Source organism: Arthrobacter sp. MDT1-48-3 (assembly GCF_054511015.1).
Map to the genome: position 1 here is coordinate 49,670 of NZ_JBTNDL010000008.1, position 18,503 is coordinate 68,172.

19 protein-coding genes are annotated in these 18,503 nt (G+C 71.3%); 3 read left to right on the forward strand and 16 right to left on the reverse strand.

What is annotated here, in order from left to right; all coding sequences use genetic code 11:
- Window positions 1-23 precede the first annotated feature (23 nt).
- The 3 genes from ACX80L_RS15045 to ACX80L_RS15055 all read right to left on the reverse strand — a co-directional run bounded on the left by ACX80L_RS15045 (window position 24) and on the right by ACX80L_RS15055 (window position 2,403).
- Entirely contained in the window at window positions 24-938 is a 915-nt protein-coding gene (locus tag ACX80L_RS15045; RefSeq protein ID WP_459290612.1) for a regulatory protein RecX, read from the reverse strand.
- A 4-nt stretch (window positions 939-942) separates the two neighbouring features.
- Window positions 943-1,986, reverse strand: coding sequence for a recombinase RecA (recA, locus tag ACX80L_RS15050; RefSeq protein ID WP_133082225.1), 1,044 nt, complete (start codon window positions 1,984-1,986; stop codon window positions 943-945).
- A gap of 198 nt (window positions 1,987-2,184) precedes the next feature.
- The gene (locus ACX80L_RS15055; RefSeq protein WP_133082224.1) at window positions 2,185-2,403 is read right to left on the reverse strand and encodes a DUF3046 domain-containing protein; all 219 of its coding nucleotides are present in this window, start codon (window positions 2,401-2,403) and stop codon (window positions 2,185-2,187) included.
- Between the two features lie 86 nt (window positions 2,404-2,489).
- On the opposite strand from ACX80L_RS15055, the gene ACX80L_RS15060 reads away from it, so the two are divergent.
- Entirely contained in the window at window positions 2,490-2,999 is a 510-nt protein-coding gene (locus tag ACX80L_RS15060) for a MarR family winged helix-turn-helix transcriptional regulator (RefSeq protein ID WP_244186183.1), read from the forward strand.
- A 55-nt stretch (window positions 3,000-3,054) separates the two neighbouring features.
- Here ACX80L_RS15060 and ACX80L_RS15065 read toward each other — a convergent pair whose 3' ends face one another.
- The 6 genes from ACX80L_RS15065 to dapA form a co-directional block, all read right to left on the reverse strand.
- Window positions 3,055-3,495: a helix-turn-helix domain-containing protein gene (locus ACX80L_RS15065; protein ID WP_133082223.1), complete on the reverse strand. Its 441-nt coding sequence runs from the start codon at window positions 3,493-3,495 to the stop codon at window positions 3,055-3,057.
- Window positions 3,496-3,618: 123 nt separating this feature from the next.
- A complete protein-coding gene (locus tag ACX80L_RS15070; protein ID WP_133082222.1) occupies window positions 3,619-4,116 on the reverse strand; it encodes a nicotinamide-nucleotide amidohydrolase family protein in 498 nt (165 codons plus the stop codon).
- Window positions 4,113-4,703, reverse strand: coding sequence for a CDP-diacylglycerol--glycerol-3-phosphate 3-phosphatidyltransferase (gene pgsA / locus ACX80L_RS15075; protein ID WP_459290679.1), 591 nt, complete (start codon window positions 4,701-4,703; stop codon window positions 4,113-4,115). Before pgsA ends, ACX80L_RS15070 begins: the two co-directional genes overlap by 4 nt.
- Window positions 4,704-4,709: 6 nt before the next feature.
- Window positions 4,710-7,577 (reverse strand): FtsK/SpoIIIE family DNA translocase, encoded by a 2,868-nt coding sequence (locus tag ACX80L_RS15080; RefSeq protein ID WP_459290614.1) that lies wholly within the window; start codon window positions 7,575-7,577, stop codon window positions 4,710-4,712.
- A 106-nt stretch (window positions 7,578-7,683) separates the two neighbouring features.
- Entirely contained in the window at window positions 7,684-9,384 is a 1,701-nt protein-coding gene (locus ACX80L_RS15085; RefSeq protein WP_133082219.1) for an RNase J family beta-CASP ribonuclease, read from the reverse strand.
- On the reverse strand, window positions 9,381-10,316 hold the full coding sequence (gene dapA, locus ACX80L_RS15090) for a 4-hydroxy-tetrahydrodipicolinate synthase (protein ID WP_459290616.1): 936 nt from the start codon (window positions 10,314-10,316) through the stop codon (window positions 9,381-9,383). The genes ACX80L_RS15085 and dapA overlap by 4 nt, the downstream gene beginning before the upstream one ends.
- Before the next feature lie 100 nt (window positions 10,317-10,416).
- On the opposite strand from dapA, the gene ACX80L_RS15095 reads away from it, so the two are divergent.
- A complete protein-coding gene (locus tag ACX80L_RS15095; RefSeq protein ID WP_459290618.1) occupies window positions 10,417-11,595 on the forward strand; it encodes a heparan-alpha-glucosaminide N-acetyltransferase domain-containing protein in 1,179 nt (392 codons plus the stop codon).
- 20 nt (window positions 11,596-11,615) lie between these two features.
- On the opposite strand, the gene ACX80L_RS15100 is transcribed toward ACX80L_RS15095, so the two are convergent.
- The 7 genes from ACX80L_RS15100 to ACX80L_RS15130 are packed head-to-tail and all read right to left on the reverse strand — an operon-like array spanning window position 11,616 to window position 17,200.
- Window positions 11,616-12,101 (reverse strand): hypothetical protein, encoded by a 486-nt coding sequence (locus ACX80L_RS15100; protein WP_459290620.1) that lies wholly within the window; start codon window positions 12,099-12,101, stop codon window positions 11,616-11,618.
- Complete coding sequence (gene dapB / locus ACX80L_RS15105; RefSeq protein ID WP_133082215.1) at window positions 12,098-12,871, reverse strand: 4-hydroxy-tetrahydrodipicolinate reductase; 774 nt, start codon at window positions 12,869-12,871, stop codon at window positions 12,098-12,100. Before dapB ends, ACX80L_RS15100 begins: the two co-directional genes overlap by 4 nt.
- A 10-nt stretch (window positions 12,872-12,881) precedes the next feature.
- On the reverse strand, window positions 12,882-13,319 hold the full coding sequence (locus ACX80L_RS15110; RefSeq protein ID WP_208740001.1) for a molybdenum cofactor biosynthesis protein MoaE: 438 nt from the start codon (window positions 13,317-13,319) through the stop codon (window positions 12,882-12,884).
- Entirely contained in the window at window positions 13,306-13,791 is a 486-nt protein-coding gene (locus ACX80L_RS15115) for a molybdenum cofactor synthesis domain-containing protein (RefSeq protein ID WP_133082213.1), read from the reverse strand. The genes ACX80L_RS15110 and ACX80L_RS15115 overlap by 14 nt, the downstream gene beginning before the upstream one ends.
- Window positions 13,788-14,273, reverse strand: a complete 486-nt coding sequence (gene moaC, locus ACX80L_RS15120) for a cyclic pyranopterin monophosphate synthase MoaC (protein ID WP_133082212.1) — start codon at window positions 14,271-14,273, stop codon at window positions 13,788-13,790. Before moaC ends, ACX80L_RS15115 begins: the two co-directional genes overlap by 4 nt.
- Window positions 14,274-14,299: 26 nt before the next feature.
- Window positions 14,300-15,589 (reverse strand): molybdopterin molybdotransferase MoeA, encoded by a 1,290-nt coding sequence (locus ACX80L_RS15125; protein ID WP_459290623.1) that lies wholly within the window; start codon window positions 15,587-15,589, stop codon window positions 14,300-14,302.
- A 60-nt stretch (window positions 15,590-15,649) separates the two neighbouring features.
- Window positions 15,650-17,200: a molybdopterin-dependent oxidoreductase gene (locus ACX80L_RS15130; protein ID WP_459290625.1), complete on the reverse strand. Its 1,551-nt coding sequence runs from the start codon at window positions 17,198-17,200 to the stop codon at window positions 15,650-15,652.
- Window positions 17,201-17,432: 232 nt separating this feature from the next.
- On the opposite strand from ACX80L_RS15130, the gene moaA reads away from it, so the two are divergent.
- Window positions 17,433-18,503: a GTP 3',8-cyclase MoaA gene (gene moaA, locus ACX80L_RS15135; RefSeq protein ID WP_133082209.1), complete on the forward strand. Its 1,071-nt coding sequence runs from the start codon at window positions 17,433-17,435 to the stop codon at window positions 18,501-18,503.

Consider the following 18,503-nt stretch of genomic DNA (forward strand, 5'->3'; position numbering starts at 1 on the left):
CCCCGACAATCGTCCGCGCGGGCTCAGTCCGGCGTGCCGGTGTCCGCCAGAACCTCCTTGACGATGGAGAACGCGGCCCCGGGGTTGTATCCCTTGCGCGCGAGGACACCGACGAGACGGCGTACCTCCTTGTCCCGCACGGCACGGTCCGAGAGGTCGGCGCTACTCCGGAGCTTGCGGCGGACGACGTCCCGGGCCTGCAGGTGCTCGTCCTCGTCGGTGACCTGCTGCAGCGCTTCCTCCGCCAGGTCGGGCTCGATGCCCTTGTCCGCGAGTTCGCGCCGGAGCGAGTAGCGGGACAACGCCTTGGCCGCGGTACGGGTCCGCACCCACATCCGCGCGAACTCGGCGTCGTCGATCAGCTGCACCTCCTCGAAGCGGTCGAGGAGTGCGGTGGCGATCGCGGGCGGCACCTCGCGTTCGGCGAGCTTCTGCAGGAGCTGGTGCCGGCTCCGCGGTCCGAGTGCGAGCTGGCGCAGCAGGATCGAGCGAGCCTGCGACGTCCATTCCTCGTCGGTCCTGGGCGGCGGAGCTCCACCCTCGCCCCGGGTGTCCGGGGCGGGGGCGGCAGCGGCGCCCGACCCGCGCGCCGTGTTCCTCCGACGGGAGCGACCCTGGCTTCGTCCCGCGCGATCAGCGGAACCGTCCGCGGGAGCATCGCCGTCGGCGGAGGATCCGACCACAGGACCGAACGGATCGTCGGCGGAGGATCGGGAGGACGTTCTTCCGCGGACCACTGACCGGGGCGCACCCCGTCCGGCTCCGCCTGCCGCCCGCGCGCCGAACGAGGACGACGTGGTCCGGGTCAGGCCCTGTCCCCTGGACGGCGACCGTCGCGGGAGCGCGTCGCCGTCGACAGCATCGACGGAGCTGTCAGAACCGAACCGGTCGAACGAGGCACCCCATCCGACCGGCTCGGATCCTTCCTCCGAGGACACGTGCCTACTCGCCGCTGACGGCCTTCAGCTTCGGAGCATCGGGCTCCTCCGGCTGCACTCCGATTCCGAGCTTGACCCTGATCTTCTGCTCCAGCTCGTCCGCCAGATCAGGATTGTCGATGAGGAACTTCCGGGCGTTCTCCTTGCCCTGCCCCAACTGGTCTCCGTCGTACGTGAACCAGGCACCGGACTTCTTGACCAGTCCGTTCTCCACGCCGACGTCGATCAGGCCGCCCTCACGGGAGATGCCGTGGCCGTACAGGATGTCGAACTCCGCCTGCTTGAAGGGCGGGGCCATCTTGTTCTTGACGATCTTGGCGCGCGTCCGGTTACCGACCGGGTTGACGCCTTCCTTCAGCGTCTCGATACGACGCACGTCGATGCGGACCGACGCGTAGAACTTCAGCGCCTTTCCACCCGTGGTGGTCTCCGGGCTTCCGAAGAAGACACCGATCTTCTCGCGCAGCTGGTTGATGAAGATCGCCGTGGTCTTGGTCTGGCTCAGGCGGCCCGTGATCTTCCGGAGCGCCTGGCTCATCAGACGGGCCTGCAGGCCGACGTGGCTGTCGCCCATCTCACCCTCGATCTCGGCGCGCGGCACGAGTGCGGCGACGGAGTCGATCACGACGATGTCGATGGAGCCGGAGCCCACCAGCATGTCCATGATCTCGAGGGCCTGCTCACCGGTGTCCGGCTGCGACACGAGCAGGGCGTCGGTGTCCACGCCGAGCTTCTTGGCGTACTCGGGATCCAGCGCGTGCTCGGCATCGATGAATGCCGCGATGCCCCCGTTGCGCTGTGCGCTGGCAACGGCGTGCAGCGCCACGGTGGTCTTGCCGGAGGATTCGGGACCATAGATCTCGACGACCCGACCACGCGGGAGGCCGCCGATGCCGAGTGCTGCATCCAGCGCGATGGAACTCGTGGAGATGGTCTCGATGGGCGCCCTGGTCTCGTCGCCGAGACGCATGATGGAACCCTTGCCGTACTGCTTGTCGATCTGGGCGAGAGCAGCTTCTAGGGCTTTCTCGCGGTCTGGAGCGGCCATTCTTCACCTCGGTTGTTCATGGCCAACTGGCCTGTTTACGTGTTCTTCTCGACTGTATTGGCCTGCGCCGACAGTTTGAGGTGGGCCGCCGCTATGTGCACAGGAGCGCGCCGCCTCCTCCACCATCATAGTCCGGTCCGAACAGATATTCGATTATCCGCGGGACCGCGAGCGTGTTGTCCCTCCGGCCTCCGAGGGTCATCGCGGCTTGATGTCGCGCCCCAGCCACCGCTCGCGCGGTACGTCCTGCGCCCGGCACACGGCCTCCCAGACCACTTTGGGATCCACCCCGGCGCCCAGTGCCTCCGCGGCGGTCCTGTCGCCCAGCCGGTCGACCACCAGGTCCCGGGCGAGGGTCCTCGAATACCGCTCGCCGAACTCGTCGTCCATCAACCGCCAGAAATCACTCAATCGCATCTGCAGTGCCTCGCTCTCGTGTACCCGTGCAGTACGGACCGTCCTGTGGAGGTGTCTCCGCCACGGCGGAACCCTACAATGGGCCCATGAACGCGAAGCCGAGCACCACCGATCCCGGCCCGGGCCTTGCAGCCTACCCCGGGGAAGATGCCGACACCGACGCGGCCATCGAGGCCCTCGAACAACAGCTCAGCATGCTGTGGCGCCGCGCGCGGTCGAATTCCTACAAGGTCGCCCGCCGCGTGCACCCGGACATGGAGCCCGCGGCGTACGGACTGCTGGTGATCCTCCAGCGCGAAGGCTCCATGCGCCTCACGGACATCGCAGCGAGCGTCGGGGTGGGCAAGCCCTCCGTCAGCCGCCAGATCGCCATGCTGGAACAGCTCGGACTGGTCCAGAAGGAAGCCGACCCCCTCGATGGGCGGGCCCAGGCGATCTCGCTGACGGACGCGGGGACGAGCCAGCTCGTCGCGGCCCAGACCGCTCGCAAGCAGGCATTCCACCAGCTGATGGAGGACTGGGACGTCGAGGACCTCACCCGGCTCGGGACCCTGATCGCACAGCTGAACAACACGTACACCAAGGACAACTGGTAGCAGACAGCAGGAAGGCCCGTCCCTGCAGGGACGGGCCTTCCTTGTCGTGGGGGTCCTAACGGTTCGTCGCCGCGAGTCCCCGACGGAAATCGTCGTTCAGTTCGTCGGACAGGTCCTCGCCGAACTCCCGGGAGAACTCCTGGGGGATGGTGTCCGGGATCGAGACGCCTTCTGCTTCTGCCAGGCGGTCGCTGACTTCCCGCAGCATCGAGGAGAGCGGCACCTCGAGTGCACTGCAGATTGATGAGAGGAGTTCGGAGGATGCTTCCTTCTGTCCACGCTCGACCTCGCTGAGGTATCCGAGGGAGACCCTCGCACTGTGCGACACCTCGCGCAGGGTGCGGCCCTGGCGCTGGCGGACGTCACGGAGGACGTCGCCGATTTCATGGCGGAGAACTACCATCTTGCGCTCCTTGGGCTTGCGTTGTGCATCCTCTGCCAACCCCACATCGCGCCAACGGACGACGCCGTTTACGGATACGGGCTGCTTTACCATCTGTATCGCTTGCTCCCTCATGAATGCGGCACCGCCGGAATCGCGGATGCCGCGTGATGATGACCTGCCCGATCTGCTTGAGCCTGAGTCGCCAACCCTATCAACGGCCGGCAGTGTTTATAACTACCCCCGACCCCCGTTTGTTCCCCTGGACAGTTCTTCGAGGAGCTCGCGGAGCACCGCGTCGCAGGAGGCACTCCTGATGCTCGCGCGGTCCCCGGAGAAGGAATGACCGAACGCCTCGGTGCCGGTGGGCGTGGAGATCGCCGTGAACACGGTGCCCACGGGCTTCCCCTCGTGCGGTGCGGGGCCCGCGACACCGGTGGTGGAGATGCCGATGTCCGCGGCGAGGGCCACCCGGACGCCGTCGGCCATCGCCGCCGCGACGCGTGGATCGACCGCCCCCGCGGTGGCGAGGAGCTCGCCCTCCACGCCCAGGAGGTTCTGCTTGACCGAGACCTGATAGGCGACTATGCCACCCTGCAGGACGGCCGACGCACCGGGGACGGCGGCGAGGGACGCGGCGACCATCCCGGCCGTCAGCGACTCCGCCGTGGCGATGGTGAGGCCGAGCCCGGACGCCAGTGCGACGACCTCGGCCGCCGGTCCTGCGGACGTCACCGGCGGGCGCCCGCCCGCAGGCGGATCGCCTGGACGATGTAGTCGACGCCGGTCACCACGGTGATCACCGTCGCGGCGGCCATGACGGCCACGGCGAGCCACCAGGCCCAGTCCCCCGCGACCGCCTGCAAGGGGATGAGGAACAGCAGGATCGCGACGGTCTGCACGACGGTCTTGAGCTTGCCGCCGCGGGAGGCCGGCATGACGCCGTACCGGATGACGGCGAACCGCAGGAGCGTGATGCCGATCTCGCGGACGAGGATGAGGATGGTGACCCACCACCACAGCTCGCCCAGCACCGAGAGCAGCACCAGCGCCGATCCGATGAGCAGCTTGTCCGCGATCGGGTCGGCGATCTTCCCGAAGTCGGTGATCAGGCCGCGGCTGCGGGCGAGGTCCCCGTCGAGCTTGTCCGTGTAGATGGCGACGACGAACGTCGCGACCGCCAGCCAGCGGAACAGCCCTGCCCGTCCGTCGTCGAGCAGGAGGAACCAGATGAAGAACGGCACGAGCAGGATGCGCACGACGGTGAGGACGTTCGCGATGTTCAGGACCGGCACCGCCGGGCTCGGGGAGGTACTCACGATGTCAGGCTACCTGCCGGTGAGGTTCCACGCGTCGTTGTCACCGTCGTCGCCGCCGTCCGAGGCGTCCGCGCCGTCGTAGTAGTCCACGGCCTGCGCGCGGGAGGCGAGGTCGTCGGCGACGAGGTCGATCGGTTCGGGGGCCACGGCACGGGACGGGGCCGGCGGCTCGTCCCCGCGCATGGCCGCGAGGACCGGTTCGAGGTCGTCCGGTTTGACGAGGACGTCGCGGGCCTTGGAGCCCTCGGAGGGGCCGACGACGCCGCGCGACTCCAGCAGGTCCATGAGCCGCCCTGCCTTGGCGAATCCGACGCGCAGCTTGCGCTGGAGCATGGAGGTGGAGCCGAACTGCGTGGTGACCACCAGTTCGGTGGCCTGCAGCAGGACCTCCAGGTCGTCCCCGATGTCGTCGTCGATCTGCTTCTTCGGGGCGTCGACCGCGACGTCCTCCCGGTACACCGCCTGGAGCTGGCCCTTCACGTGCTCGACGACGCGGTGGATCTCCGATTCGGTGACCCACGCGCCCTGCACGCGCATCGGCTTGGACGCTCCCATCGGCAGGAAGAGGGCGTCGCCCTGGCCGATCAGCTTCTCCGCCCCGGGCTGGTCGAGGACCACGCGGGAGTCCGTGACCGACGACGTCGCGAAGGCCATGCGCGACGGCACGTTCGCCTTGATCAGGCCCGTGACGACGTCGACCGATGGCCGCTGCGTCGCGAGGACGAGGTGGATGCCGGCGGCGCGCGCGAGCTGCGTGATCCTCACGATCGAGTCCTCGACGTCGCGCGGGGCGACCATCATCAGGTCGGCGAGCTCGTCGACGATGACCAGCAGGTACGGATAGGGCCGCACGACGCGCTTGGACCCCTCGGGCGGGACGACCTTGCCGTTCCGGACCGCCTTGTTGAAGTCGTCGATGTGCTTGTAGCCGTAGTTCGCGAGGTCGTCGTAGCGCGTGTCCATCTCGCGGACCACCCACTGCAGCGCCTCCGCCGCCTTCTTGGGGTTGGTGATGATCGGCGTGATGAGGTGCGGCACGCCCTCGTAGGCGGTGAGTTCGACGCGCTTGGGGTCCACCATGACCATCCGCACCTCGTCGGGCGTGGAGCGCATCAGGATGGAGGTGATCATCGAGTTCACGAACGAGGACTTGCCGGCGCCCGTGGCGCCCGCGACGAGCAGGTGCGGCATCTTGGCGAGGTTGGCGACGACGAACCCGCCCTCGACGTCCTTCCCGACGCCCATGACCATGGGGTGGTCGGTCTTCCGGGCGTTCCCGGAGCGCAGCACGTCGCCGAGGGAGACGGTCTCGCGGTCCGTGTTGGGGATCTCGATGCCGATGGCCGACTTGCCGGGGATGGGCGACAGGATGCGCACGTCGGAACTGGCCACGGCGTAGGAGATGTTCTTCGACAGGGCGGTGACCCGCTCCACCTTGGTGCCGGGGGCCAGCTCGATCTCGTAGCGGGTGACCGTGGGGCCACGCGAGAAGCCCGTGACCTTGGCATCGACGTTGAACTGGTCCATGGTGTGCGTCAGCGCCGCGACGACCGCGTCGTTCGCCTCGGACCGTTCCTTCGGCGGCGTACCGGCGGGCAGGTAGTCCGACGGCGGCAGGGTGTAGGTGACGTCGCCGGCGAGCTGCAGCTGCTCGGTGCGCTGCGGGATGGGCGTCGGAGGGACCTGGGGCTGCACGGGCGTGGAGGGGACGATCATCGCCCGCGCCGCGGGCACGACGTCGATCGCCTCCGTGGCGCCCTCGGGCTCCCGCTCCGGTTCGGGGGCCGGCACGCGCGCGGCCTGGGACCGCTTGAGTTCCTCGGCGGCCAGTTCCTGCTTGGTCGGACGGCGGACACCGGGCGGGACCGCCGCCTCGGCCTCTCGTGCCCGGCGCTCCTCGTCCTCGATCACGGCGCGCTCGAACGCCTCGTCACCGACGTAGCCGTCCGGGTCGGCGTCGTGCTCGGCGTCGAAGGGGGCGTCCTGCCTGCCCTTGCCGAAGAGGCGCTTGCGCTTCTTCGGTCCGGGCTTCGCCGAGGCGCCGTGCGTCTCGTACAGGTAGCTCTGGTCGTGGCCGTCGTCCCGGCGGTGCGCTGCGTCGTCGGGGTCCTGGCCCATGAGGTGCTCGTACAGCGTCCGCAGGCGGGCCGGGATGTGGCGGAAGGGCGTGGCCGTGACGATCAGGAGCCCCAGGAAGATCGCGACAGCGAGCAGGAGGGCGACCGGCCAGGCCGTGAGGACGGTGCTGAGGGGGCCCGCGACGAGGAAGCCGACGACTCCGCCGGCACGCCAGAGGGCGTCCAGTCCGTCGGCCAGTCCGGGCCGGCCCCCGACGAGGTGCGCGATGCCGGCACCCGCGAAGAGGAGGACGAGCTGTCCGATGGCGATCCGGTTGTTCGCCCGGTGGCGCTCCGGATACCGGAACAGGCGGACGGCACCGATGCCGAGCATGAAGGGCACCAGCAGGGCCATCCAGCCGACCGTCCCGCCGGCCGCGGCGTGCACGACATCGGCGACGGGTCCGGCCAGGGCCCACCACTCGACGGCTGCGACCGCGAGGGCCACGACGAGGAGGAAGAAGCCGGAGCCGTCCCGGCGGAGTTCGCGCTCGGGGTTCACGTCGTGCCCGAAGGTCCGGACGCCGGACCCGACGACGCGCGCCATGCCCATCCAGACGGCCTGCACGGCGCGCAGCGGGAACGCGAGCCGGTCCTCGGGCTGCGGCTCGGGGGCGACGGGGGCCTGCCGTGTCCTGGCCGGGGTCCGCCCGGTGCCCTTCGCGGGCGCCTTGCTCCGGGGTGGTCCTGCAACGGCGGACGCACCCTTGCTGCGGGTCTGGTGCTGGCCCCGCGGGGCTGGGGACGTTCGAGTGGCCATGATCCTCACGGTACCGGACGGGCCCCCCGAAGCGTCGGATTTCCGGCCTCCCGGACCCCGGTGCACGCGACGCACCGGGGTCCGGAACCCTCCGGACCGCGCGGGCTCAGGCCTCGAGCACCACCGGGATGATCATGGGACGCCTGCGCAGGCGCCGGTTGACCCAGGTACCGACGACACGGCGCACCACCTGCTGCAACTGGTAGGTGGTGTGCTCCGTGGTGTGCATCACGGCCTCCTCGAGGGCCTCGCTGATCCGGGGCTTGATCTCGTCGAAGACGGAGCTGTCCTCGGCGAAGCCCCGCGCGTGGATGTCCGGGCCGGAGACGATCTTCCCGGTGGTCCTGTTGACGACCGTGATGATCGAGATGAAGCCCTCCTCCCCGAGGATCCGGCGGTCCTTGAGGTCCGCGTCCGTGATCTCGCCGACGCTGGACCCGTCCACGTACACGTAACCGCACTCGATGGCGCCCACCACGCGGGCCCTGCCGTCCACGAGGTCGATCACCGAGCCGTCCTCGGTGAGCAGGACGTTCGACGCCGGGACCCCCGTCTGCTGTGCGAGCTTGCCGTTGGCGATGAGGTGGCGGGTCTCGCCGTGCACGGGCATGACGTTCTTCGGCCTCAGGATGTTGTAGCAGTAGAGGAGTTCACCGGCCGCGGCGTGGCCGGACACGTGGACCTTCGCGTTGCCCTTGTGGATGACGTCGGCGCCGAGTTTCAGCAGCCCGTTGATGACGCGGTAGACGGCGTTCTCGTTGCCGGGGATGAGCGAGGACGCCAGGATGACGGTGTCGCCCTTGCCGACCGTGATGCGGTGGTCCCCGTTGGCCATCCGGGACAGCGCCGCCATGGGCTCGCCCTGCGAGCCGGTGGACATGAGGACCACGCGGTCGTCGGGGAGGTCGTCCACGTTCTTGATGTCCACGAGGATGCCGTCCGGGACCTTGAGGTATCCGAGTTTCGCCGCGATCGCCATGTTCCGTACCATCGACCGCCCCGCGAAGCACACGAAGCGCCCGTGGGCCGAGGCGGCGTCGAGCACCTGCTGCACGCGGTGGACGTGCGAGGAGAACGACGCGACGATGATGCGCTTGCGGACCTGGCCGAACAGGTTCTCGAGGACGGGGCCGATCTCGCGCTCCGCCGTCGTGAACCCGGGGACGTCCGCGTTCGTCGAGTCGACCATGAAGAGGTCGACGCCCTCCTCGCCGAGGCGGGCGAAGGCGCGCAGGTCGGTGATGCGTCCGTCGAGCGGCAGCTGGTCCATCTTGAAGTCGCCGGTGTGCAGGACGTTCCCGGCCTCGGTGCGGATGAACACGGCGAGGGCGTCGGGGATGGAGTGGTTGACCGCCACGAACTCGCACTCGAAGGGGCCGAACTGCTCGATCTGGCCCTCGGACACCGTCAGGGTGTACGGGCGGACACGGTGCTCCTGCAGCTTCGCCTCGATCAGCGCGAGGGTCAGCTGGGAACCGATCACGGGGATGTCGGCCTTCAGGCGCAGCAGGTACGGGACCGCGCCGATGTGGTCCTCGTGGCCGTGGGTGAGGACGAGGCCGACGATGTCGTCGAGCCTGTCCTCGAGGTAGGAGAAGTCGGGCAGGATCAGGTCGACACCGGGCTGGGTCTCCTCGGGGAAGAGCACCCCGCAGTCGACGATCAGGAGTTTGCCGGAGATCTCGAAGACCGCCATGTTGCGGCCGATCTCGCCGAGTCCGCCCAGCGGCACGACGCGCAGCGTGCCGGGTTCGAGGGCCGGCGGCAGGGCGCGGGCCGCCGGGCCGACGCCGGCCGCGTCGCTCATGCCCGGACGCCCTCGCGGGCGAGGGCCCCGAGGTCCCAGCCCGCCTCCGCGAGGTCGGCGAGCACCGGCTCCAGCTCGCGCTGGTCGGCTTCCACGAGGGGCAGGCGTACGACGGCGTTCGGGAGCACGCCCTGCAGGTGCAGGATGTGCTTCGCGGACACCGCACCCGGGAGATGCGTCATGATCGCGCGGATCACCGGGTCGAGGTCGAAGTGGATGCGGCGCGCCTGGGCGAGGTCCCCGGCGGCGGCGGCGTCGACCAGGCGGCGGAAGGCGGCGGTCGCGACGTGTGCGCTGACACTGACGACGCCGACGGCACCCGCGGCCATCCACGGGAGGGTGAGCCCGTCGTCGCCGGAGTAGACGTCGAGGTCGGTGTTGGCGAGGACGCGGGTCACAGCGGCGAAGTCGGCCTTCGCGTCCTTCAGGGCCAGGATGCGGGGGTGGTCGGCGAGGCGGAGCATCGTCTCCGTGGTGATGGGGATGCCGGAGCGGCCCGGGATGTCGTAGATCATGATCGGGAGGTCGCTCGCCTCGGCGACGGCGGAGAAGTGGCCGAGCACACCGGCCTGGGTGGGCTTGTTGTAGTACGGCGTCACGACGAGCTGCCCGTGCGCGCCCGCCCGCTCGGCGCGCCGCGCCATCTCCACCGAGTGCGAGGTGTGGTTGGTGCCCGTGCCCGCGATCACGCGCGCCCGGTCCCCCACGGTCTCGACGACCACGCGGTAGAGGTCCTCCTTCTCGGAGTCCTCGAGCGTGGAGGTCTCACCGGTGGTGCCGGACACGACCAGCCCGTCGGAGCCGTCGTCGACCAGTCTCGTGGCGAGGGCGGCCGTGGCATCGAAGTCCACGGAGCCGTCGGCGGTGAACGGCGTGACCATCGCGGTCACGAGGGAGCCGAACGGGAGGATGCGCGAGGGGGTTTCAACCATGGGTGAAACGTTACCCGTTCCGCCCGCGCCTCGGAGGACCGGCCCTCCTGTGGACGCGCGCCCTCAGGAGGGGCGGGGACGGCTGTGGGACCATGGCGGGATGCACACGAAGCCCGCGCGGCGGTTGACCGGGATCGATGCGGCCCGGGGCGTGGCGCTTTTCGGCATGATGAGCACGCACGTCCTCCCCCTGTACACACCGGGCACCACCGAGGCCACCTGGACCGCCCTGCTCTTCTCGGGCCGCGCCTCGGGGCTCTTCGCCGTCGTCGCCGGCATCGGGCTCGCGCTCCTGACGGGTGGGAGCACCCCGCACCGCGACCGCACGCTGTCGGCCGACCGCCGGGGCATCGCGGTGCGCGCCGTGGTCATCGCGCTGATCGGGCTCGTGCTCGGCGGGGTCGAGACCAACATCGCCATCATCCTGTTCCACTACAGCGTGCTGTTCCTGGTGGCGCTGCCCTTCACCGGCCTCCGCGCGGGACCGCTCGCCGCGTGGGCCGCGGGCTGGCTGGTGCTGGCTCCCGTCGCGGCCTACCTGCTGCGGCCCGTGGTGGCCGCCGGCGTGGACCCGGACTCCCTCGGCGGCAACCCCGTGTTCGACTCCTTCCTCGTGCCGCAGACGCTGGCCGCCGACATCTTCCTGACGGGCTACTACCCGGTGCTGCAGTGGCTCGGCTTCCTCCTCGTGGGCATGACGCTCGGGCGACTCGACCTGTCACGGCTCGGGGTCCAGCTGGGGCTCCTCGGCGCCGGCGTCGCCGCAGCGGTCGGGGCGAAGCTCCTCAGCGCCCAGCTCCTCGGGCCGGGCGGCGGCCTCGCGGCGCTCCTCGGGACGCCGGACGGGAGCCGCTACCCGCTGGAGGCGATGCTCGACGTCGGGCTGGCCGGCGTGGAGCAGTCCGGCTCCTGGTGGTGGCTCGCGGTCAGCGCACCGCACTCGGGCGCGACCCTCGACCTGGTGCACGTCGCGGGGTCCGCTGCGGCCGTCGTCGCGGCGTGCCTGCTGCTGACGCGGCGCTTCCCCTCCGCGCTCCTGCCGCTGTCGGCGCCGGGGGCCATGACCCTGACCCTGTACAGCCTGCACATCTGCGTCATGAGCTGGGCGGACCAGCTGGCCCCCCTGCCTGATCCGACGCAGCTCTACTGGCTGCAGGTGATCGCTGCGGTGGCGATCGGCATCCTCTTCCACCGCATCCGCTCCCGCGGCCCGCTGGAGCTGCTGGCGTCCGGCGCCGCGAACGCCGCCCGGGACGGCTCGGCCGCCGCCCGGCGGTAGCCGGACGTGCGGGCCCGCTGCTATCGGGCGGAGCCTGCTCCGTGCTGCGCGTACAGCTTCGCGGCGTCGCGCATCGCCCGCCGGGCACGCTTCCGGTCGCCCGCGGCATCATAGGCGCAGGAGAGCCTGAACCAGCTGCGCCAGTTGTCGGGATCAGCCTCCGTCTCGGCCTGGTAGGCGGGGAACGCCTCGTCCGCGGCGGCCCGCACGATCCGGCCCGCCGGGGTCCTCGGCAGGTCGTCCACGGGCAGGCCGCCCTCGTCGTCGAGCTGCCGCGCCATGCGCTGCGTCTGGGCGCCGAAGAGCAGTTCGCGGATCAGTGCCCAGGCGCCGATGCAGGGCAGGAGCAGGTATCCCGCTCCGATCGCCTTGGCCACGGGCTCCGGGTCGCCCAGCAGCAGGATGCTGCGCTGGAAGGCGACGACGAGCCAGAAGACGAGCAGCGCCGTGACGAGCAGGACGCCGAGCTTGACCCTGTGCTCCCGGTAGAACCCGACGGCCCTCATCGGCCGGTCCCGCCGGTCTGCAGGTCCAGGTAGCCGTCCAGTCCGACCGTGAGGCCCGGATGCTGCGCCACCGAGCGGATGCCGAGGAGGACGCCGGGCATGAACGACGCCCGGTCGAAGGAGTCGTGCCGGATGGTGAGCTGCTCCCCCGGGCTCCCGAGCAGCACCTCCTGGTGCGCCGTCAGCCCGCGCAGGCGCACCGAATGGACCGGCACGCCGTCGACGCGTGCCCCGCGGGCGCCGTCGAGCTGGTCCCGCGTGGCGTCCGGACCGGCCGGGACGTTCGCGGCGGCCCGGGCCCGGGCGACGAGCTGCGCCGTCCGCACCGCCGTCCCGGATGGGGCGTCCGCCTTGTCCGGGTGGTGCAGCTCGATGATCTCGACCGACTCGAAGTAGCGTGCCGCGGTGGCTGCGAAGGCCGTGGCGAGCACGGAGCCCAGTGCGAAGTTCGGGGCGATCAGCACGCCGGTGCCGGCAGAGCCCGCGAGCAGGGCCTCGAGGCGCTCGAGGCGCTCGGCGGTCCAGCCCGTGGTCCCGACGACGGCGTGCATGCCGTGCTCGACGGCGTAGGCGACGTTGTCGGCCGTGGCCTCCGGAACGGTCAGGTCCACGACGACGCGCGCACCGGCGGAGACGAGGGTGTCGAGCGGGTCGCTGCTGCCGAGGGCTGCGACGAGTTCGAGGTCGGCGGCGGCGTCCACGGCGCGGACGGCCTCCGCGCCCATGCGCCCCCGCGCACCCAGCACGGCCACGGGCAGAAGTTCGGTCATGCCGTCAACACTACTGTTCCGTCCCGGCCCCGACCCATTCCACGGTCCCGTCGGCGAAGAACTGCTCCTTCCAGATGGGGACCCGCTCCTTCACCAGGTCCACGAGGTCGGAGCAGGCCCGGAAGGCCTCACCCCGGTGCGCCGCCCCGACGGCCGCTACGAGCGCCTGGTCGCCGATCGCCAGCGGCCCGACGCGGTGGGCGACCCAGATCCGGATGCCGTCGTGACGGGCTGCGATCTCCTCGGCGACCTCGCGGATGATCCGCTCGGCGCTGGGATGCGCCGAGTAGGCCAGGGACGCCACATCGCGTCCGCCGTCGTGGTTGCGCACCACGCCGCTGAAGCCGACGACGGCCCCGCAGAGCGGGGAGTCGACGCCCGCGTACGCCTCCTCGGGGGTGATGGGGGTCGCGGCCACGGCTGCGTGGACGACGTCACCGGTGGTCATGGGAGCCCTCCAGCTGGGAGCAGATGTGGTCGATGAGGGGCGAGAGCACGGCGAGCCCGTCGCGGACACCGCCGGGTGATCCCGGGAGGTTGATCACGAAGGTCGATCCCGCGGTGCCGGCCAGTCCGCGGCTGAGGACGGCGGTGGGGACCTTCTCCGAGCCGGCACGACGGATGGCTTCCATGATCCCGGGAAGGCTCCGGGTGAGGTACGGCACGGTCTGCTCCGGGGTGGCGTCGTCGGCGCTCAGCCCCGTGCCGCCGCTCGTGATGAGCACGGCGGGCCGGGCCTCCAGCGCCCTGCCGATGGCCGTTCCCACGGCGTCGCCGTCGGGAACCACCACCGCGTCGGCGACGGCGAACCCGTGGCGGTACAGCCAGTCCGTGATGGCGGGGCCGCACTCGTCCTCGTACGTCCCGGCGGCCGCCCGGGTGGAGGCGACGACGACGGCGGCGGGGCGGAGGGCACTCATGCGGTCCAGTCCCCACTCTTGCCGCCGGACTTGGACAGCACACGCGTCCCGTTGATCACGGCGTGCCTGTCGACCGCCTTGATCATGTCGTAGAGCGTCAGCGCAGCGACGGACACCGCGGTCAGTGCCTCCATCTCGACGCCCGTGAGCGCCGTGGTCCTGACGAGGGCGGTGATCCGGACGTGCCCGCCGTCGGGCACGAAGTCCACGGTGACCTTGGACAGGGGCAGGGGGTGGCACAGCGGGATCAGCGACGAGGTCTGCTTCGCGGCCATGATGCCTGCGACCCGCGCGACGGCGAGGGCGTCGCCCTTCGGCAGCGCGCCGTCCGTGATGAGCGCGACCACGTCGGGCGTGGTCTCGAGCGTGGCCTCGGCGACGGCCTGCCGGATCGTCGCCTGCTTGCCGGAGACGTCGACCATATGCGCGGTGCCGTCGGCCCGGACGTGGGACAGCCCGTCCGCGGGGAGGGGTGGGTTCATGGGGAGGTCCTTTCTGCGGATCCCATTCAACCAGTCCCGGCGTGATCCGGGGCCGGCACATCCTCGATGGCGAAGGGTTCGTCGGGCACGGGGCCGAGCAGGGTGACCTCGACGCGGTCCCCTGCCCGCAGGGACGCGACCCCCTCGGGGACGTGCACGAGGCAGTTCGACGCCGCGAGGGCGTGCAGGAGATGGGACCCGGGTCCGCCGACCAGCACCACCGCGCCGTCGCGGTAGAGTCCGCGCCGCACCTGGTGCTTGGCCTCGGGGCTCGCGAGGTCCTCGGCGAGGACGGCCTGCAGCCGCAGGCGCGGCGCCGGGACGCCGGTCAGCCGCCGGAGGGCCGGGCGGAGGAACATCTCGAAGGACACGATGGCGCTGACCGGGTTGCCGGGGAAGCCGAGGAACGGCACGCCGGAGATGGTGCCGTGTGCCTGGGGTCCGCCGGGCTGCATGGCCACCGACGAGAACTCCACGCTGCTGTCGGCCAGCGCCTGCTTCACCACCTCGTAGGCTCCCTGGCTGATACCGCCGGTGCTGAGGACGAGGTTGGTGCTGCCGGCCGGGATCGCGGCGAGGGCGTCCCTCAGGACCGCGGGGTCGTCGCCGACGAGCCGGTGGCGCGCCACGTCCGCGCCGGCCTCGCGGAGCGCCGCCTCGAGCAGCGTCGTGTTGGCGTCGTAGATCGTGCCCGGCGCGAGCGTGGTGCCGGGCTCGGCGACCTCGTCGCCCGTGGACAGGAGCAGCACCCGGAACCGCGGCCGGACGGACACCGAGCCGACCCCGCAGGCTGCGAGGAGCCCCAACTGCGCTGCGCCGAGCAGGCTGCCCGCCCGTAGCGCCACGTCCCCCTCGCCGAGGTCGCTGCCCGCTCGGCGCACGAACTGCCCGTCGGGGATCCCGCGTGGCAGGACCACCGACACCTCCCCGCCTTCGCGGTCCGCGGCGGAGTAGAACTGCGCCGGCTCGGCCCGTTCGATCGGGACGACGGCGGCGGCACCGGCGGGCAGCATGGCACCCGTCATGATCGGCGCGGCCGTCCCGGCCTCCAGCACGGGCGGTACGGAACCGGCGGGGATGGCCTCCGCCACGACGAGCCGGCCCGGGTCGGCGAGGTCGTCGGCGTGGACGGCGTACCCGTCCATCTGCGAGTTGTCGAACGGGGGAAGGCTCACCGGCGCCCGCACGTCCGCGGCCAGCGCCCGCCCGAGGGCCTCGGCGAGGGGAAGGGCGTCGGGCCGGCCGGCGTCGTACCCGCTGCTCCCGCGCAGGAGCCCGGCGACGGCGGCCCGGTGTTCGGCGACGGTTCTTCTCATGCCTGCCTCTCGCGCGCCTCCGGGCCGGTCCCCGCGGGTCGTCGGGGGGAGCTCGGGAGCCTAGGTCACCGTGAACGTTACCGTGTGGAGCCCCTCGGCACCGTCGGGTGCCGGATCGACGGACGCCTCCGACTGGATGCCTCCGTCGCGGTCCACCGCGCGGGCCTGGACCGTGTGCGGACCGGCCGCGAGCTCCAGGGTGGCGGCGTACTGGCACCAGGTGTCGGCGGAGATGGGCCGGGCGAGCGTCGCGGACTGCCAGGCGCCGCCGTCGACCCTCACGTCCACGCCCGCCACTCCCCGGTGCTGTGCCCAGGCGACTCCCCCGACGACCACCGTCCCCGCCGGGATGCTCGCGTTCGGGCGGGGCACGTCGATGCGGGAGGAGGTCTTGACGGGGCCGCGCTCGGACCAGCCGCGCGTGGACCAGTACGCGGCGTCGTCGGCGAAGCGGGTCACCGTCAGCTCCTCCACCCATTTCGTCGCGGACACGAAACCGTAGAGGCCGGGGACGACGAGACGGACGGGGAAGCCGTGCTCGACCGGCAGCGGTTCCCCGTTCATGCCCACGGCGAGCAGGGAGTCCCGTCCGTCCGTCAGGGCCTCGAGCGGGGTGCCCGCCGTGAAGCCGTCCACGCTGCGGGACAGGACCATGTCCGCTCCCGGCCGCACGCCGGCCCGGGCGAGGAGCTCGCGGACCGGCCAGCCGAGCCAGCGCGCGGTGCCCGTCAGGTCGCCGCCCACCGGGTTGGACACGCAGGCCAGCGTGATGTGCCGCTCGACCAGGGGCAGCGCGAGCAGCTCCTCGAGGGTGATCTCGACCTCGCGCTTCACGAGGCCCGTGACCCTCAGCGACCAGCGGGCGGGGTCGACGACGGGTACCACGAGGGCGGTGTCGATGCGGTAGAAGTCGGCGGCGGGTGTGACGAGGGCGCTGATGCCCCGGATCCCCAGGTCGGCCCCGTCCGGCACGAACGAGCCCTCGGCCGGAGGCACCGTCCCCTCCGCCGGATCCGGGAGCGGGATCGATGCGCGCTGCCGTGCGACGTCGGACTGCGACCAGCGCACGTTCGCCGCAGCGCCTCCCGCGGCCACGGCGACGACGGCCGCTCCGCCCGCGCCCTGCAGAAACCGGCGTCGGGCCGGGGCCGTACCCGCTCCGCCGTCGGCCGCGTCCCGCGTCCAGGACCGCAGCGACCGTACGAGGGCGTCGAGGACGAGGAGTGCGATCAGCGCGGCGACCACCGGTGCCGCGAAGGACACGATGGAGGATTGCGGCCGGGATGCCACCGCGGCCACGCCGATCAGCCCGAACCCGAGGACGACCGCCCGGCCCGCGTACGCGCGCCGGTACTCGAGGATGCCGATGGCGAGGGCGATGCCCGTGATCAGGACGCCGATCGTGCCGAGGAGCACAGCCTTGTCCGCGGTGCCGAACAGGGTGATGGCCCAGTCCTTCACGCCCGCCGGCAGTGCATCGATCACGGCCGAGCCGACGGCGCTGACCGGGGTGACGGAGGGACTCAGGGCCGCGGCGGTCAGCTCGCCGCCGATCACCCCCAGCCCGACGGCGAGGACTCCGCAGGCCGCTGCCCAGGTCCGCCGTCGCATCATCGCTGCCTTCCGTCCGGGCCCCGATCGTCCGCGGGCCGGGGCCGACCGCGCGTGACGGCGCTTCACCGCGCAGGGACACCTGCTACACGACCACGGGGAGCCGGGTGTTCCCTCCGCACGGTGTTCCGTCGGAGGGCCCGCCGTACAGGGCCCGGGACCCGCGCGGAAGACCCTGCCCGTCCGACGCTTCCGGTAGGGCAGGGGACGGCGGAGGGCGTACCCTCGTTCCATGGGAATCCAACTGGGCATGCCGGGCTCCGCCCGCGATTCCGTGGCCCGGGGTCTCCTGGACTCCCACGGTCGGCAGGCGACCGACATGCGCCTGTCACTGACGGACAAGTGCAACCTGCGCTGCACCTACTGCATGCCCGCGGAAGGCCTGAACTGGCTGCAGAAGGACCAGGTCCTGTCCCGCGGGGAGATCGTGCGCCTGGTCCGTATCGGCGTGGACCGGCTCGGCATCCGGGAGCTGCGCCTCACCGGCGGCGAGCCGCTCGTCCGTGCGGACCTCCTCGACATCATCCGGGACATCCGCGCCGACCACCCCCAGCTCCCCATCTCGATGACCACCAATGCGCTGGGACTCGATCGCCGTGCCGCTCAGCTGAAGGAGGCAGGGCTCACGCGGATCAACGTCTCCATGGACTCGCTGCATCCGGAGACCTTCGCGCAGCTGACCCGTCGGCCGTTCCTCGACCGCGTGCTGAAGGGTATCGAGGCCGCAGCCGCCGCAGGACTGGGGCTCGTCAAGATCAACGCCGTGCTGATGCGCGGCGTCAACGACCACGAGGCGCCCGACCTCGTGGAGTGGGCCGTGGCCCGCGGCTTCGAGCTGCGGTTCATCGAGCAGATGCCCCTCGACGCGGACCACGGCTGGACGAAGGAGGGCATGGTGACGGCCGCCGAGATGCGGGAGCTCGTCGAGACGCGCTTCGTCCTGACACCCGATCCCCGGAACCGCGACGGCGCCCCCGCCGAACGGTGGGAGGTCCGCTCGAAGGAGTCGCCGGGGGTGGTCCTCGGGACGGTCGGCATCATCGCGTCCGTCACCGAGCCCTTCTGCGCGGACTGCCGCCGGACGCGCGTGACGGCGGAGGGCAAGGTCATGAGCTGCCTCTTCTCCCGCGAGGAGACCGACCTCCGGGACCTCCTGCGCTCGGAAGCCGGCGACGACGCCGTCGCGCAGCGCTGGCGTGACGCCATGTGGCTCAAGCCCAGGGCGCACGGCATGGACCATACCGGACTCGGCGCGGCCGACTTCGTGCAGCCCGACCGCTCGATGAGCGCCATCGGTGGCTGA

Coding starts and splice junctions, on each gene's coding strand:
- ACX80L_RS15115 (WP_133082213.1), bottom strand. CDS start 13,791: ATGAGTGCCCTCCGCCCCGCCGCCGTCGTCGTCGCCTCCACCCGGGCG.
- dapB (WP_133082215.1), bottom strand. CDS start 12,871: ATGACCGAACTTCTGCCCGTGGCCGTGCTGGGTGCGCGGGGGCGCATG.
- moaA (WP_133082209.1), top strand. CDS start 17,433: ATGGGAATCCAACTGGGCATGCCGGGCTCCGCCCGCGATTCCGTGGCC.
- ACX80L_RS15100 (WP_459290620.1), bottom strand. CDS start 12,101: ATGAGGGCCGTCGGGTTCTACCGGGAGCACAGGGTCAAGCTCGGCGTC.
- ACX80L_RS15060 (WP_244186183.1), top strand. CDS start 2,490: ATGAACGCGAAGCCGAGCACCACCGATCCCGGCCCGGGCCTTGCAGCC.
- moaC (WP_133082212.1), bottom strand. CDS start 14,273: ATGAACCCACCCCTCCCCGCGGACGGGCTGTCCCACGTCCGGGCCGAC.
- ACX80L_RS15125 (WP_459290623.1), bottom strand. CDS start 15,589: ATGAGAAGAACCGTCGCCGAACACCGGGCCGCCGTCGCCGGGCTCCTG.
- dapA (WP_459290616.1), bottom strand. CDS start 10,316: ATGGTTGAAACCCCCTCGCGCATCCTCCCGTTCGGCTCCCTCGTGACC.
- ACX80L_RS15065 (WP_133082223.1), bottom strand. CDS start 3,495: ATGGTAAAGCAGCCCGTATCCGTAAACGGCGTCGTCCGTTGGCGCGAT.
- ACX80L_RS15130 (WP_459290625.1), bottom strand. CDS start 17,200: ATGCGACGGCGGACCTGGGCAGCGGCCTGCGGAGTCCTCGCCGTCGGG.
- ACX80L_RS15085 (WP_133082219.1), bottom strand. CDS start 9,384: ATGAGCGACGCGGCCGGCGTCGGCCCGGCGGCCCGCGCCCTGCCGCCG.
- ACX80L_RS15095 (WP_459290618.1), top strand. CDS start 10,417: ATGCACACGAAGCCCGCGCGGCGGTTGACCGGGATCGATGCGGCCCGG.
- ACX80L_RS15055 (WP_133082224.1), bottom strand. CDS start 2,403: ATGCGATTGAGTGATTTCTGGCGGTTGATGGACGACGAGTTCGGCGAG.
- ACX80L_RS15110 (WP_208740001.1), bottom strand. CDS start 13,319: ATGACCACCGGTGACGTCGTCCACGCAGCCGTGGCCGCGACCCCCATC.
- recA (WP_133082225.1), bottom strand. CDS start 1,986: ATGGCCGCTCCAGACCGCGAGAAAGCCCTAGAAGCTGCTCTCGCCCAG.
- ACX80L_RS15080 (WP_459290614.1), bottom strand. CDS start 7,577: ATGGCCACTCGAACGTCCCCAGCCCCGCGGGGCCAGCACCAGACCCGC.